At 44.6% G+C, this 16,527-nt stretch carries 11 protein-coding genes and 1 pseudogene; 8 read left to right on the top strand and 4 right to left on the bottom strand.

What is annotated here, in order from left to right; genetic code table 11:
• Window positions 1-126: 126 nt before the first annotated feature.
• Window positions 127-1,203 (top strand): CNNM domain-containing protein, encoded by a 1,077-nt coding sequence (locus JCM15548_RS13125; protein ID WP_062126217.1) that lies wholly within the window; start codon window positions 127-129, stop codon window positions 1,201-1,203.
• A gap of 83 nt (window positions 1,204-1,286) precedes the next feature.
• Here JCM15548_RS13125 and JCM15548_RS13120 read toward each other — a convergent pair whose 3' ends face one another.
• From JCM15548_RS13120 to JCM15548_RS13110, 3 genes are all read right to left on the bottom strand, one after another.
• Window positions 1,287-1,472, bottom strand: coding sequence for a CsbD family protein (locus tag JCM15548_RS13120; protein ID WP_062126187.1), 186 nt, complete (start codon window positions 1,470-1,472; stop codon window positions 1,287-1,289).
• 357 nt (window positions 1,473-1,829) lie between these two features.
• Complete coding sequence (locus JCM15548_RS13115; protein ID WP_062126184.1) at window positions 1,830-4,610, bottom strand: cation-translocating P-type ATPase; 2,781 nt, start codon at window positions 4,608-4,610, stop codon at window positions 1,830-1,832.
• Between the two features lie 81 nt (window positions 4,611-4,691).
• A complete protein-coding gene (locus tag JCM15548_RS13110) occupies window positions 4,692-5,735 on the bottom strand; it encodes an AI-2E family transporter (RefSeq protein ID WP_062126182.1) in 1,044 nt (347 codons plus the stop codon).
• A gap of 365 nt (window positions 5,736-6,100) precedes the next feature.
• Between JCM15548_RS13110 and JCM15548_RS13105 the strand changes: the two genes are divergently transcribed.
• The 7 genes and pseudogenes from JCM15548_RS13105 to JCM15548_RS13080 all read left to right on the top strand — a co-directional run bounded on the left by JCM15548_RS13105 (window position 6,101) and on the right by JCM15548_RS13080 (window position 15,126).
• Window positions 6,101-6,529: an OsmC family protein gene (locus JCM15548_RS13105; protein ID WP_062126179.1), complete on the top strand. Its 429-nt coding sequence runs from the start codon at window positions 6,101-6,103 to the stop codon at window positions 6,527-6,529.
• Between the two features lie 185 nt (window positions 6,530-6,714).
• Window positions 6,715-8,741, top strand: a pseudogene (aceE, locus tag JCM15548_RS13100) (pyruvate dehydrogenase (acetyl-transferring), homodimeric type); the annotation flags it as partial.
• Window positions 8,715-9,371 (top strand): transketolase-like TK C-terminal-containing protein, encoded by a 657-nt coding sequence (locus JCM15548_RS26375; protein ID WP_369403704.1) that lies wholly within the window; start codon window positions 8,715-8,717, stop codon window positions 9,369-9,371. The pseudogene aceE and the gene JCM15548_RS26375, both read left to right, overlap by 27 nt.
• Before the next feature lie 13 nt (window positions 9,372-9,384).
• On the top strand, window positions 9,385-10,992 hold the full coding sequence (locus JCM15548_RS13095; protein WP_062126175.1) for a dihydrolipoamide acetyltransferase family protein: 1,608 nt from the start codon (window positions 9,385-9,387) through the stop codon (window positions 10,990-10,992).
• 11 nt (window positions 10,993-11,003) lie between these two features.
• The gene (gene lpdA, locus JCM15548_RS13090) at window positions 11,004-12,422 is read left to right on the top strand and encodes a dihydrolipoyl dehydrogenase (protein WP_062126170.1); all 1,419 of its coding nucleotides are present in this window, start codon (window positions 11,004-11,006) and stop codon (window positions 12,420-12,422) included.
• A 121-nt stretch (window positions 12,423-12,543) separates the two neighbouring features.
• The gene (locus tag JCM15548_RS13085; protein ID WP_062126167.1) at window positions 12,544-14,610 is read left to right on the top strand and encodes a copper-translocating P-type ATPase; all 2,067 of its coding nucleotides are present in this window, start codon (window positions 12,544-12,546) and stop codon (window positions 14,608-14,610) included.
• A 312-nt stretch (window positions 14,611-14,922) separates the two neighbouring features.
• Entirely contained in the window at window positions 14,923-15,126 is a 204-nt protein-coding gene (locus tag JCM15548_RS13080) for a dodecin family protein (protein ID WP_062126164.1), read from the top strand.
• A 47-nt stretch (window positions 15,127-15,173) separates the two neighbouring features.
• On the opposite strand, the gene JCM15548_RS13075 is transcribed toward JCM15548_RS13080, so the two are convergent.
• Window positions 15,174-16,514 carry a sigma-54-dependent transcriptional regulator gene (locus tag JCM15548_RS13075; protein ID WP_062126161.1) on the bottom strand — a complete coding sequence of 447 codons (1,341 nt, stop codon included), beginning with the start codon at window positions 16,512-16,514 and terminating at the stop codon, window positions 15,174-15,176.
• Between the last annotated feature and the right edge of the window lie 13 nt (window positions 16,515-16,527).

Raw genomic sequence — 16,527 nt, 5'->3', positions numbered from 1 at the left:
ATTCAAATGAATGAACAATGGAAGCGAAAAACCCTGACCAGAAACCATTGAGATAAATCCTGGTTTGGATAGAACACGGGTAACATATAGGTCAAGTAAAACAAAACCGTATATTTGCAAGAAAAAATGGTTGCTCTAATTTCCTATTTATTTCTGGCCCTATTTGTTTCCTTCATTTGTTCCATAATGGAGTCAGTTCTTCTTTCTACCCCACAATCTTATTTGATGGTAAAGCATGAAAGCGGCAATAGCTGGGCAAAACCGTTCATTAACCTGAAGACAAATATTGACAAGCCCTTATCAGCCATACTATCATTAAACACTGTGGCACACACAATTGGGGCTGCCGGAGTTGGCGCTCAAGCCGTTAAGGTTTTTGGTGAAGCCTATTTCGGCCTGGTATCGGCCATCCTTACCATTCTAATTCTGGTAATAACGGAAATAATTCCAAAAACGATGGGTGCCAGATACTGGAGAAAACTGACGGCCTTTTCCTATTACACCATTAAAATAATGATTGCCCTTACCTACCCGCTTGTGTTTTTGTCGGCCATAGTAACAAAAATGTTTTCAAAAAACGAAACAGAACAATCGACCAGCAGAGAGGAAATTGCTGCTTTGGCCAGCATTGGTGCAGAAGAGGGATTATTTACCGATAAAGAAAACAAAATCATCCAAAACATACTCAAGCTCAAAAATGTAAAGGTTACAGATATCATGACACCAAGAGTGGTGGTAGCTGTGGCCGATGAGAATGTATTCTTAAGAGATTTTTTAAACGACAAGGAATACCTTAAATTTTCAAGAATCCCTGTTTATTCAGGCAATGATGAGAACATAACCGGTTACGTTTTTAGACAAACCGTCTTCGAGAATTTGGCCGAAGAAAAACACCGATTGCGATTAAAAGATATCAAGCGTGAAATGTTGGTGGTTCCCGACTCTGTCACTTTATTTTTATTGTGGGAAAAGCTTCTGGATAAAAAAGAGCATATTGCCCTTATTGTAGATGAATATGGAGGTGTAGACGGAATTGTCACCATGGAAGACGTCATCGAAACACTTTTAGGTTTGGAGATTGTAGATGAAAAAGACACCATCACCGACATGCAAAAATTCGCCCGTGAGCGCTGGAAAACCAGACAGGCCAAATACAATCTGATTGATAAATTAAGTGAGAAAAACGATCAGGAGACCATCTAAAAGCTCCTTAAATTCTACTTTTCACCAAAAAAAAGACCTTTTCGGAGTATCCGAAAAGGTCTTTTTTTTTCTAAGCCCTCAAACTATAGAGAATTGATTTCTTTCACCAATTCCTCACGTGTTTTACCGGTCTTTTCCTGAAGTCTTCCAAGAAGTTCATCTGACTGGCCCTCGGCAAACATTAAATCATCGTCGGTCAAATCAGCATACTTTTGCTTGAGTTGACCCTTAATCTGATTCCAGTTTCCTTTTATTTCTAACTTATCCATAATACTTCCTTTTAAATTAATTAATTAATAAATTAAGTTTATACAAATGATGCCGTTCAGCATAATCACGCTATTTATAGGCCAATAATTATACCGAAAAAATGTCGGGATTTTTATTATTGAACATTTTGACACGCTGATTAAAACTCACACCTTTGACTATCAATACAAAACACAATTTTCAACATCAAATGAACAAAAACAGGAAAAGCGATGGATAGAGTAAACACTACGCAACTGCCTCAAAAAGTCGTCACATGTAGAAAGTTTTCCACATCTACTGTAGCTTAAAATTCAACCTTTGCGTCTCCCAACCAACAAGAAGGACAAAAAAACAGTCCCACCTGAATTCCATTGTCAAATATTCTTTTTTGATAAGAGCTTAATGAATTGGATGACCACCACTGGAAGCAGGCTGGTTACAGCGATAAGTCCCCATGCACGCAGCTCCAGTTTTTCAAATGACAACACCTCTGCAATATCCGGGATAGAATAGGCCGCAAACAGTGTAACGAAACAAAGAGCCAGGGCCATCCAGACATATTTGTTTCTGGTAACCTGATTCATAAAAACCTTCTCTGTGGCATCCCGCATATTAAACACATGTAACAATTGAGCAATGGCCAGACTAAAAAAGGCAATATTGTTGGTTACTTCGTCGGATTCTCCCCAGACGAAATGCGCATAGTAGTACCCTCCCGCTATGCTGATCATTAAAATAACTGCGTACAATCCTATTTGAATCCAACTCTTTTTATTCAGAATGGGTTCATCCGGATTTTTGGGCGGTTTGAGCATAATCTCCTTATCGCCCACTCCGATACCCAGAGCCAGTGCTGGAAATACATCAGACAGCAAATTGAGAAACAGCAGCTGTAAGGGCAACAACGGTAGCGTAAAAAGAGTAAAAGCTATCAGGGCAATGATCAATATTTCACTTAAATGGTAAGATAACTGATAGATAATAAATTTTCGGATGTTTCCAAAAATAATTCGTCCGTGTTCAATGGCCCCGACAATTGAGCCGAACGCATCATCTTTAAGCACCATATCGGATACCTCCTGGGCAATTTGCGTTCCTCTTTTACCCATGGCAATGCCAATGTTCGCTTTCTTAAGCGCAGGTGAATCATTGACGCCATCACCGGTCATGGCTGCAATTTCGCCCTTTCTCTGAAAATGCTCAATCAAACTCAATTTCTGGGACGGACTTACCCTGGAAAAAATAGAGGTATGAATGAGTTTCTCATCATCGTCACTATCCAGTGCTTGCTGCAATTCATCGCCAGAAAGTGTCGTGTTTTGATGGGCTTCCGAACCATCAAACAATTCAATCTCCTCCCCTACATTCCTGGCAGTTCCGGGATGGTCACCAGTCACCATGACCACTTTAATCCCGGCTTTTTTACAGATGGCAATGGCATCGGATACTTCCTTTCGCGGCGGATCAATAAATCCAACCAATCCCACAAAAATTAAGTCCTGCAAAAACTCCTCCTCCTCATTGTCAGCTGGCAACTCCTCTCTTTCCTTATAACCACATGCCAATACACGCAGGCCTTCTCCGGCCATATCATCGTTCTTCTTCATCCACGTCTCTTTCTCTTCATCGTCAAAATCCTTGACTTCTCCATCGATAAGAATTTTAGAAGATCGTTTCAATATGGCTTGCGCAGCACCTTTACCAGCAACATAGAATCCCTGATCAATGGCATATACCGCTCCCATAACCATGTCATCCGAATCAAAAGGGTCGTGGCGCTTTCTTTCCAATTGTTGAAATTCCTGATACCAATCACTGTTCACGTTTTTGACGTATTGGAGCAAGGCTATTTCCAGAGGATCGCCATCGTCCTTATCTTGTACCTCCCCCTTCTCTTTCTTCCCCTTGTCTTCCTCACCTTCATTTTCACTTTCGCCTAAGGTGGCATCATTGGCCAAAACAAAAATTTTCATAAAGTGCCGAAAATTACTCCCGTCGGAATAATCTGCATCATCATCCTCAGAAGTGGCTGAATCCTTCTTGTTGATTTCAACCTCTATTCTTTGATCGTTGGGAAACAAAAGAGATTTAACACTCAGCTTATTTCGGGTAAGCGTGCCTGTTTTATCGGTAAAAATCACCGTTGTTTCACCCAAGGTTTCTACCGCTTCCAACTTTTTTACAACAACATTTTTTCTGGCCAGCTTTATCATTCCTCTGGCAAGCGCGATACTGGCAACAATGGGAAGACCTTCCGGAATGGCGGCAATCGTCCAGGCAATAGAGGTTTGAATCAGTTGGTAGATATCTCTTCCGGCCAGAAGTCCAAAAAGCGTAAAGGCAACAGCCAGACCGAGCGTGACCCATATCAGATTATTTACAAGCCGGTTGAGTTTCCTGTTTAAGGGAATTTGGTCCTTCTCCTCTCCCCCTACCAAATCCGAGATACTTCCAAGTTCCGTATCCATTCCTGTTCCATATACAATGGCTTTTCCAAAGCCATTGGTGATAGCCGTTCCCTTGTACAAGATATTGGTCCGGTCACCTAAACTTTTTTCCTCATCCAGCGCATCCGTTGTTTTGTTAACAGGAATAGACTCGCCGGTAAGCGGCGATTCATCCACAGCCAATTCGGTCGAATGAAAAACTCTGGCGTCGGCAGGAATTAAATCACCGGAATCCAAAATAAGGATATCACCCGGGACTATTTCCTCTGCATCTACATCCTTCTCTTCCCCATTGCGCAACAACCGGCTCCTCACCTTATCCATTTGTTTAAGAGCATCCATCGACTTTTCAGCCTTGTATTCCATCCAAAACCCTATAAGGGTATTGATTAAAAGTACAATAACAATGGCAATCCCCTCGGCAATGTTGTCGAAAACAAAGGCGAGTACCGAAGCACCAGCCAACAAATAAATAACCGGATTTAAAATCTGAGATAGGAGAATTTGCCAAACTCCTCTTTTGTTATGCTCTTTAAGTTTGTTTCGGCCGAACTTATCGAGGCGGTCTTTGGCCTCCTCCTCCGAAAGACCTTGTTCCCTATTCGTTGCTAAACGCTCTGATAATTCCTCAAAAGAAATCAGGTAGGCATTCTTTATGATATCCGAGTCGGGGGCGGAAGTATTCATGGAGTTGTCGCTTCTTTCCATCTATTTATGGTTTTTGAATCATTATTGTTTTCAAGCCAACTTTCATGCGCTGGTACTACATTTTAAACCCTGCACCATACCTCAAACGGATTTCTTTGAGTTTCCAAATAAATATCCAACAGGTCTTAGCTCAGCTGTATGATTAGAAATAATACCAATCATGGCAAAAATGGGGACAAAAAGAATCATACCGGCCAGTCCCCAAATCGCACTCCCCAATACAATCGCAATGATGACTATAAGGGGATTCATTTTTACTTCGTGACCTATGATTAGCGGCTCCAATACATAGCTTTCAATCAATTGCTCAATTACAATGATGACGGAAAACAATAGGGCCATTTGCACATTATCCAAATAAATGAAAGAGAAAAGAATGGGAATCACACCACTGATAAATGGTCCCAAGTAAGGAATAATGGTCACCAGCGCACCAAAAATAGTCAGCATGAGTGCATAGGGAATATCAAAAATTAAAAACGTAATATAGTACATGACCGCCAAAATGCTCATAACCTTGATCCTTCCCCACAAGTAGTGGTAAACAACATGACTGATTCCCTTCAGCACCTCTTTAGCCTCCTCTTTGTTTTTCTTCTTTACATACATCAATATGGATTCAAAAATTTTATTTCTGTAATACAAGAGCAGGAAAACATAGACCAGAACCAGAAAGAAACCGGCCGTAGTATTAAGCGTGTTCTCCAGGAAACTGGTCAGCCCCGATTCCAGAGAACTTACAAAACCCTCCGACCTGCTGTGCCAGATATTCATTTGTTCCTCAAGAGAGAGACTGGTGGTCTCCGTGATTTTATTCTGCAGACTTTTAATCAAGGTCTGAACCTCATCATTAATGGCGGAAAGATCTGAAACAAAAAGTCGGATCTGGTGCACAAAAACAAACAGCAACGCCCCCACCACTACCAAAACCACCAAGGTTCCCAAAAAAGAAGAAATCACCCGTTTGTCCCATAACCTTTCTATCAAATTTGAAAGAGGGGTCAACAGCGTAGCGAAGAAAATACCAAAGACAAATGGAATCAAAAAATTGGACCCAAAATACAGAAGGGCCGCAACAATGACTATAAAGAAAAGAATCTGGTTTATATTTTTAAGGTTTTTCATACCTGAATGGGGCCAATTCTTGTGCCATGCAATCACTCTTAGTATCCGGGATGAGGCCACCAACACTTCAAATCACTTACAATGCATAGCTGCCTGCAAGCCATCTTAACTTTCCAATTCCTTAATTCAGGAACTGTCCCGTCTCCTTTTTGTGGAATAAATTACACAACCCGTTTTTTTCCTGTGGAGAAATGCAATCGGCCAAACTGTTGAAAAAAATCGCACCCCGTCCGGGTATCCTGGGGAATTAGCTGCCCACCATCCCCTCCTTAGGGGGTATTTCCCCGTCTATCCGCGATTGGCATGAATTTAGAATATAATGCCAGACAGGTAAGAATATATCTAACAAATAAAAAAATAAAGTTATGAGCAAACATCATGCACACGCCAAGTGGCAAGGAAACCTACCAGAAGGCAAAGGAGAATACTTACTAAAGACCAGCGGATTAAAAGGAAAACTTTCATTTTCTTCGCGCTTTGAAGACAACAAAGAGGCATCCAGTCCTGAAGAGCTCATAGCAGCCGCCCACGCCAGTTGTTTCTCCATGGCTCTGTCCCATGGTTTATCACAAGAAGGATTTGAACCTGATAAAATTGAAACAGACGCTGAAGTTACTCTGGTAAAAGCAGGAGATTCCTTTGAAATATCAGAAATCACCTTAAAAACCACCGGCAAGGTGCCTGGCGTTAAGGCAGAAAAATTTCAGGAGATAGCCAATGATGCCAAGGAAAATTGCCCTGTTTCAAAAGCCTTAAAGGCGGTAAAAATTAAGCTGGAAGCCAAACTGTTATAGTTACCAGGCGGGTGATTATTGGGGGACTGTAGCTGTTTTTGACGATCAGTCGCAAATAGTTACGGTCCTTGATTTTTTTAATTTATAAAGCATCCGAAAATTGCTTCGACAATTTAGGATGGTTGCAGATAAGCCCCCGACAAGCCTTTCACTCACAACTAGAAAATGGATAAACCACTCATCCTATGGATAAGAAGAAATTTTACGAAATTGAGAACCTGGAATGGCTCGATTCACTCGAATACATTATTCAAAATGAGGACAGTGAACGTGTCCGGGAGTTGTTGTCACTACTCCAGGCCAAAGCGCAGGAGCATGGCATCCATTCTGCTATTGCAGGTCACACCCCCGACATCAATTCCATACCAGTAGCAGACGAGATCCCCTTTGCCGGTAACATGGAAATAGAACAAAGGCTCAAAAGTCTGGTCCGCTGGAATGCCATGGCCATGGTCGTCCGGGCCAACTTGGAATCGGAAGGCATTGGGGGACACATTTCAACTTATGCCTCAGCAACCACGCTGTTTGAGGTGGGCTTCAATCACTTTTTTAAAGGAGAAAGCAATGGACAGGAAGCCGATATTATCTATTTCCAAGGTCATGCCGCACCCGGTATCTATGCCCGCTCCTTTCTTGAAGGTCGCATCACCGAAGAGGCCCTTAAAAACTTCAGACAGGAATTACGGGAAGGAGGCGGATTATCTTCCTATCCCCATCCAAGGTTGATGCCGGGATACTGGCAATTTCCAACGGTATCCATGGGACTGGCACCCATGCTGGCCATTTACCAGGCCCGCTTTAACAAGTACATGGAAGACCGCGGCTTAAAAAAGGAAAGCCATCAGAAAATATGGGCCTTTTTGGGTGACGGAGAAATGGATGAGCCCGAATCGATGGGAGCGCTGACAGTAGCGAGTCGGGAAGAACTCGACAACCTCATTTTTGTAGTCAACTGTAACCTCCAACGATTGGATGGTCCGGTAAGGGGCAACGGAAAAATTATTCAGGAATTGGAATCGGCCTTTCGTGGCGCAGGATGGAATGTCATCAAAGTCATTTGGGGAAAAGAATGGGACCCGCTGCTCAAAAAAGACCAATCGGGAGAACTGGTCAAGGCCATGAATGAAACGCCCGACGGGCAGTTTCAGAAATATGTGGTATCATCGGGCGATTACATCCGCAAAGATTTCTTTGGCAAAAGTAAAAAACTGCTCAAGCTTGTTCAGAACTATTCCGACGAGCAATTGCAAAACCTCAAAAGAGGCGGCCACGATCCCGTCAAGGTTTTCAATGCCTATAAAGCGGCTCTGGAAAGCAAAGGAAAACCAACCGTCATACTGGCGCAGACCATCAAAGGGTACGGACTGGGAGAAGCCGGTGAAGGCAGAAACATCACCCACCAACAAAAAAAACTCAACGAGGAAGAACTCCTGGATTTCAGAAACCGGTTTCACATTCCCCTGTCCGATAAAAAAGCCAAATCAGCGCCCTTTTATAAACCATCTGAGGACAGTGAAGAAATCAGGTACCTTAAAAAGCGGCGCGACGAACTAGGTGGCTTTTTGCCCATGCGCAACGAAGATGCCGAAGCATTGAAAGCGCCCGACAATAAAATTTACAAGGAATTACTCGAAGGGTCGGGCGACCGGGAATATGCCACCACCATGGCCATGGTGCAATTGATGAGCAAGTTGCTGGCCGACAAAAACATAGGCAAACACATTGTGCCCATTGTGCCGGATGAGTCACGAACCTTTGGGATGGATGCCCTTTTCCGGCAGGTGGGCATATACGCGCATACCGGTCAAAATTACGAGCCGGTCGACAGAGATAGTCTGCTCTATTACAAAGAAGCCAAAGACGGGGCCATTCTGGAAGAAGGCATTTCAGAAGCAGGTTGTATGTCGTCCTTTATTGCCGCAGGAACAGCCTATTCGGTGCTTAAAACCAACATGGTGCCCATCTACATCTTCTATTCCATGTTTGGCTTTCAGCGGGTGGGCGATTTCATATGGGCCGCAGCCGATGCCCGTGCACGCGGTTCCTGATCGGCGGAACTGCCGGCAGAACCACCCTTGCGGGTGAAGGCTTACAACACCAGGATGGCCATAGCCATCTGGCCGCCTTATCCATCCCAAGTCTGAGAGCTTATGATCCTGCCTTTGCCTATGAGTTGGCGGTCATCATGAAGGAAGGCATCCGCCGGATGTTTATTGAGCAGGAAGACCTGATGTACTACTTGACCGTATTGAATGAAAAATACACCATGCCCCAAATGCCCGAGAACGCTGAAGAAGGCATTCTCAAAGGCCTATATAAATTCCGCAAAACACGTAAACGTAAAGGCCCTAAAGTCCATTTACTAGGCAGCGGAGCCATCCTGAACGAAGCCTTGCATGCCGCTGACATCCTCGAAAAAAAATACGGTGTGCGGGCAGATGTCTGGAGCGTTACCAGCTACAAAGCCTTGTATGACGATGCCCGGGAAATTGAAAGGTGGAACCGCTTGAATGCGGAAGAAAAACCCAGACAAACATACATCCAGGAATGTTTTGAAGGCGATGAGGAATTGTGCATTGCCGCGCACGACTACGTCAAAGCCATTCCCATGACGGTGTGTCGCTGGTTTCCGGGAATACTGACGGTATTGGGAACGGATGGATTTGGTCGGAGCGATAACCGCAGGGCCTTACGCGATTATTTTGAGGTGGACGACCGGCACATCGCCTATGCCGCATTACACAGCTTATTTATTCATAAAAAGCTGAAAAAGGAAGTCCTTGCTCAGGCTGCCAGGCAATTAAAAATAAACAGCGAAAAGAGCAACCCAAGTAACCATTAAAAGCACTTGCGACATGATAAAGGAAATAAAATTACCCGAAATAGCAGACAACGTTGACTCTGCAGTTGTTTTAAACATCCACGTTTCTAAGGGAGATAAAATAAAAAAGGAGGATACCATTGCTGAGATGGAAAGCGACAAGGCCGCTTTTGATCTGCCTTCTGATGTGGCCGGTGAAGTTATGGAAATTAAAGTGAGCGAGGGAGACGAAGTCAAGGTGGGTCAGGTGGTGATCACTGTTGAAACAGAAGGAGGGGAAGACGAGGAAAGTCAGGACGAAAAGGATCAGGATCAGGAAAAAGATAAACCAAAAGCCAAAAAGAAAAGCGACCAGCAGGAGGAAGAAGAGCAGGAGGAGGAAGTCGCTGATGAAAAGGAGGAGGAGGAAGATCAAGAGAAAGAGAAAAAAGGTGAAGAGGTAGTTGGTGATGAGCAGGAAGAGGATGAACAAGACGATGCGCCCAAAAAGAAAAGTGCTGAAAAGAATAAGAAAAAGACCAGTAATAAGAAGGCCAGTGAAGAGGAAGGACAAACATTAACTGAGGAAGAGGAAGCGGAAGGTAAAGAGGCAGAAGAGGAGGAAGAAGTAGAGGCGGAAGATGATTCAGGTTCAACAGATCTGGATGATGATAAGGAGGTCACCAAAAGTGAGAATGTCGATGATGATGAATCGGATGCCAGAAAAGAAGCACAGGAACCAAAGCATGCTGAAGATACACCACAGAAAAAGGAAGTGGCCGCTGCCCCTTCCATCAGGCGCTTGGCACGTGAGCTCGGCATCGATATTTACAAAGTAGAAGGAACCGGTCCACACGATCGCATATCGGCCGAAGATGTCAAGTCCTATTCCAAAATGATTGCCCAAAAATCCAAAGATCCCTTATCCGCTCAGGCGGATGAGGCATTGCCCAACTTCAGCCAATATGGTAGTATTGAGCGCCAACCGCTTAACAGTATCCGCAAGCGGATAGCGAAGAATGTGCAGGCTTCCTGGCAAACCATTCCCCACGTATTTCAGTTTGATAAGGCAGATATCAGCCAGCTTGAAACCTTTCTCGATAAGTATGGCAAGGAGGGGGAAAAGGAAGGCGTCAAGCTGACCATCACCGCCATCCTGCTCAAAATTCTGGCGCAGGCACTCAAACGTTTTCCGAATTTTAACGCCAGTCTGGACATGAAAAATGAGGAGATCATCCTTAAAAAGTACTTTAATATTGGAGTAGCAGTGGATACCGACAGGGGGCTACTGGTGCCGGTGATAAAAGACGTGGATAAAAAATCCATACTGGAGTTATCCCAGGAATTGGGAGAAATGGCAGAACGAACCAGGAACAAAAAAATTAAACCCGATGAGCTGCAGGGAGGTAACATAGCCCTCTCCAATTTGGGAGGAATCGGCGGCACCAATTTTACCCCCATCGTATACAGTCCCAATGTTGCCATTCTGGGTGTTTCACAAGCACGTACCGAACCGGTATACATAGATGGAGCATTCCAACCCAGACAAATTTTGCCCTTATCCCTGTCCTACGACCACCGCGCCATTGATGGGGCTGAAGGTGCCCGTTTCTTAAGGTGGTTTTGTGAGGCTCTGGAGAACCCCTTACTGACATTATTATAAGGAGACCAACTATGACAGATAAAAAGAAAAAAACGCAATTAGCCATTATTGGTGCCGGCCCCGGAGGCTATGCAGCCGCATTTCATGCAGCCGATCTTGGCTTAAAAGTCACCTTAATAGACCCCAGAGAAAACCCGGGTGGGATTTGTTTATACGAAGGGTGTATCCCTACCAAAGCCTTGCTGCATTTTGCCGATGTTAAGGAAGAGTCCGAGAAGGCCAAAGAATTTGGGCTTCACTTTGACAATGCTTCTGTGGATATCAACCAACTCTCCAAATGGAAGGATCAAGTGGTGGGGAAACTGACCAAAGGACTGGGACAGTTGACAAAGGCACGCAAAATAAACTATGTGAGAGCCGTTGCCACCATTACCGACAGCCATACACTGGAACTCACCGATGCTGATAAAAACAAATCCAGTCTGACTTTCGACAAGGCCATCATTGCCACCGGGTCGCATGCCAATGAATTGCCTGAGGCCAAATTCGATCACAAAAAAATACTCGATGCCGGATCCGCCTTACAACTCAAAGAGGCCCCAAAACAGATGCTGGTAGTTGGTGCAGGATACATTGGTTTGGAAATGAGTGTTATTTATCAGGCTCTGGGCACCAAAATCACCATTGTAGAAGCCTCATCCGGCATATTACCCGGCATGTCCCGCGACCTGGCCAAAGTATTTCAAAAAGAAAGACAGACCTTATTGAAAAACGCCCATTTCAACACAAAAGTGGTTGAAGTCGGCAAGAAAGGCAAACGCCTCAAGGCCACCTATAAAAACAAAGAAGGCCAAAAAACCAGTAAAAACTTTGATAAAATACTGGTAGCAGTTGGCCAAACTCCCAACACGCAAAATCTGGGACTGGAAGCTGCAGGTATTGAATTGGGGCAGAAAGGCTTCATTCAGGTCAATGAATTCCGCCAAACCAACAGGGATCACATTTATGCTGTGGGCGACGTCACCGGTGCACCCTTGTTGGCCCATAAAGCCACCCATGAAGGCAGGGTCGCCGCGGAGCATGTGGCCGGACTAAAGACGGCCTATGAGCCCAAGGCCATTCCGGCTGTGGTGTATACGGGACTGGCATGGGTCGGACTGACAGAGGCCAAGGCCAAAGAGGAGAAACGCGAAGTTAAAATAGTGACTTTTCCCTGGAATGCTTCGGGCCGGGCCGCCACCCAAGGCATCAAACAGGGCCTGACCAAACTCATCATTGACCCGGAAAACGACCGCCTGCTCGGTGCTGAATTTGCCGGCAAAAGAGCGGGCACCCTGGTGGCCGAAGCCACCCTGGCCATAGAAATGGGGGCTACTGCCAAAGACCTGGAACTGACCATTCACCCCCACCCTACTTTTTCTGAAACGATTATGGAAGCCGCTGAACTGTATTACGGACCTGCCACCCACAGTATGAAGTCAGGGGCATAAAAACGCTTCAAGCGTGTGTTTTTTAATACCGTTAACCAAAATCAAGCCATTGCTTAATAATGGCGGCTCTTTTGCCATTGCGAAAGGTCATTTGATTTGTTCATTCCAAAAACATTCATCGATGAAAGCGCATCACAAAAAAGACAAAGCTGAGGACAACAGGCATCATGACGCAGATGCGCACAAAAAGGACCAAGAGAAGGCGCACAGTCAGGAACACGACCATGACCACGACCATGAAAATCATCACAGCCACATGGTGCAGGATTTCAAGCAGCGGTTTTTTATATCCCTGTTCATCACCCTACCTGTTTTGTTGCTCAGCAGTACCATACAAGGTTGGTTTGGGTATGAGTTGGATTTCACTGGTCGAAACTATGTGGTATTGGCACTGGCAACTGGCCTGTTTTTCTACGGTGGATGGCCCTTTTTAAAAGGTTTCACCAAAGAGATCGGGAAAAAGCAACCCGGGATGATGACCCTCATTGCGATGGCCATCACCGTAACCTTTCTCTATAGTTCAGCCATCGTATTTGGTTTATCCGGCCAACCGTTTTTCTGGGAGTTGGCCACTCTGATTGTGGTCATGCTGGCTGGCCATTGGCTGGAAATGAAATCGGTCATGCGCGCCTCAGGCGCCCTGGATAAACTGATGGCACTCATTCCTGACAACGCCCACCGCATCAATGATTCAGGCACAGAAGATATTAAAACCGACCAGATTCAAGAGGGGGACCAATTGCTGATAAAGCCCGGCGAAAAAATTCCAGCGGACGGGATTATCTACGAAGGAACATCCTCGGTGGACGAATCCGTTATAACTGGAGAATCAAAACCCGTTGAAAAGGCAACAGACGATGAAGTGGTGGCCGGGTCGGTGAATGGAAGCAGTTCCTTAAAAATAAAAGTCAAAAACACCCAGGAAAATTCCTATCTGTCGAAAGTGGTAGATATGGTGCAAAAAGCAAGTAAAGAAAAATCAAAAACACAGCATCTGGGCGACCGGGCTGCCTTTTGGCTGACCATCATTGCCATTACCACAGGTTTTATCACCCTAACGGTATGGCTCCTGGTAGGCCGGGAATTCAATTTTGCCCTCACACGCATGGTGACCGTCATGGTCATTGCCTGTCCGCATGCTCTGGGATTGGCCATTCCATTGGTCGTTGCGATATCAACGTCCGCCTCAGCCAATAACGGACTATTGATACGCAATCGCACCAGCTTCGAAAATTCCCGTAAAATCAATGCCGTCGTCTTTGATAAAACAGGGACCCTTACTCTGGGCAAATATGGCGTATCCCGTTATGACAACCTCCATTCTAAAAATGACAAAAAGGATATACTCCAGTGGGCCTCAGCTCTGGAAAAAGAATCCGAGCACCCCATTGCACAGGGAATTGTAGCGAAAGCCAACGATGAGGGAATAGAGATTCCCGACGCCAAAAACGTAGAAAATTTAACCGGTGAAGGAATTAAAGGCACCGTAAATGGAAAAGACATCAAGATTGTTAGTCCGGCCTACCTCGAAAAAAACAACATCAAAGTGGACCAACTTGAAAAACCCGATGAGACGGAAACCCTTGTTTACCTATTGGTGGATGACGAGGCTACCGGATTTATCGCACTTAGCGATACGCTGCGTGAATCAGCCAAAGAGGCCGTAGATAAATTGAAAGAAATGGAGATTCAATGCTACATCCTGACCGGCGACAATGAAACCGTTACCAAAAGCATCGCTTCAAAGCTGAATCTGGATGGCTATTTTGCCAATGTCATGCCCGACAAAAAGCAGGATAAAATCAAAGAATTGCAAAACAAAGGATTGTTTGTTGCCATGGTTGGCGATGGCATCAATGATGCCCCGGCTCTGGCACAAGCCAACGTGGGCATAGCCATTGGTTCCGGAACCGATGTAGCGGCAGAAACCGCAGACATTATTCTGGTTGACAGCGATCCGGCGGATGTCGTAAAACTGATCAATTTCGGAAAAGCCACCTACAAAAAGATGATCCAAAACCTTATTTACGCCACAGCTTATAACGTAGTGGCCTTGCCTTTGGGTGCCGGTGTCCTTTTCTGGGCAGGCATCATGATCAACCCGGCTGTCGGCGCCATACTCATGAGCCTTAGCACAGTGGCCGTTGCCATAAACGCACAACTTTTGAGAAAAAAGCTGACGCCATAAAAGGCTTCGTGATTGTGGACAAGACCATCCTTGGTTTCTTAATAACGGAAAACAACAGCGCCATGTAGAAGCTTTTCCCCACTGTGTTGCATAAACGGGTCAGCAAACTCAGACCCTTTGAAAAGAAAAACACAAACGGGAGAAAGCCCTTGGGGCCTTTACATGAGAAATCACCCAATGCGGCCAGAAGCGGAGGCCTTCAAAAGGCAGGGTCTAATTTTAAGAAAAAAACGATAAGCAGCTGGATTTTATGGCACGATTTTCACGCCATAAAGACTGAAATTGTTTCATTTAAAAAAGGAGATATTACTTATGAGAATGGTAAAAGTAATCGAAGTAATTGCTTCATCGGACAAAGGTTTTACAGAAGCTGCACAAAACGCAGTGAGCGAAGCAGCAAAGACTGTAAAAAACATCAAATCGATTTACATTGAGCACATGAATGCCAATGTGGAGAACAACAAAATTGTTTCCTATGCAGTCAATGCAAAAATCTCTTTTGAGATTGAAAGTTAAGGCATTCATACCTTAAAGGGGTTGTCCGAAGCGGGCAACCTCTTTCTCTATTGCTTTATATCAAAACGCTTGATCTTGTTATAGAGGGTTTTCCTGTCAATATTCAGAATTTTAGCCGCCAACGATTTGTTGTAATTGGCCTCCTTCAGCGCCTGTTCAACCACATTCATCTCGGCCACCTCGGCCGCATTTTTCAAGCTAAGCGAGTTATCTGGAGAGGTGTCATCTTCAACTTCCGCTATTTGATCTGATTTAAATTCTTGTGGCAGACAACCAATCGTTATATAATCGGTCTGCGCAACCAGCACACTTCGCTTCACCACATTGCGCATCTCGCGCAAATTCCCATGCCAGGGATACGCTTTAAAAGCATTTAAAACCTGATGATCAAAATCCTTCACATTTTTATTCAGATTTTGATTAGCCTCGGCCAAAAAGTGGCGGGCAAAAGTAATCACATCATCCCCTCGTTCACGAATGGGCGGCAATTCTATTTTAAATTCATTGATTCGATGATAAAGATCCTCACGAAAATTCCTTTCTTCCAGCGCCTTTAACATGTCGCTATTCGTAGCGGATATAATGCGCACATCCACCTTTATTTCTTTAGAGTCGCCCACTCGTGAAATAACCTTTTGCTGAATGGCCCGCAATAGTTTCACCTGCGTTTCATAATTAAGATTTCCAATCTCATCCAGAAAAACAGTTCCCCCATTGGCCTGTTCAAAAAAGCCTGACTTGTCGGCAATAGCCCCCGTAAAGGCCCCTTTTACATGCCCAAACATCTCACTTGATGCCAGTTCCCGGGGAATGGCACCGCAATCAATGGCCATAAACCTTTTATTCTTACGGGTACTGTTTTTATGTATTAAACGGGCAATGTATTCTTTTCCCGACCCGGTTTCACCCTGAATCAGGACGGACATGTCGGTCGGCGCCACTAACTTCGACTGCTCAATAACCTCCAGCATCTTATGGCTGTCACCGGCAATAAACTCGTCATCTGTCTGATCAGCCTGCCCCTGTCTTTTCACCACCGCCCGGCTAACCATATCACTGATTTCTTCAGGAAGAATTGGTTTGGTCACATATTCAAAGGCGCCCATTTGAATACTCTTAACAGCGGCCCTGATCTCACCGTAGGCGGTCATCATAATGGTTACGGATTCAGGACTTAGCTGACGGATACGTTGCAATAAATCAAGCCCCTCAAAATCCGGCAGTCGGATATCGCAGAGCACCACATCTATCTTCTCGCTAAGCAATAATTTCAGTGCCGATTGTCCTTTATAGGAAGTGAATATCTTATAACCTTCACGTTTAAAATAACTCTCGAGCAAAGTAACAATGTAGGGATCATCATCTATAATAAGAATCGATGCTTTCATTTATAAAAATTTG

This window comes from Geofilum rubicundum JCM 15548, from assembly GCF_000974365.1.
Classification (GTDB): domain Bacteria; phylum Bacteroidota; class Bacteroidia; order Bacteroidales; family Marinilabiliaceae; genus Geofilum; species Geofilum rubicundum.
The sequence above is the reverse complement of the archived record's forward strand: the minus strand, read 5'-3'. Positions and strand labels throughout refer to the sequence as shown.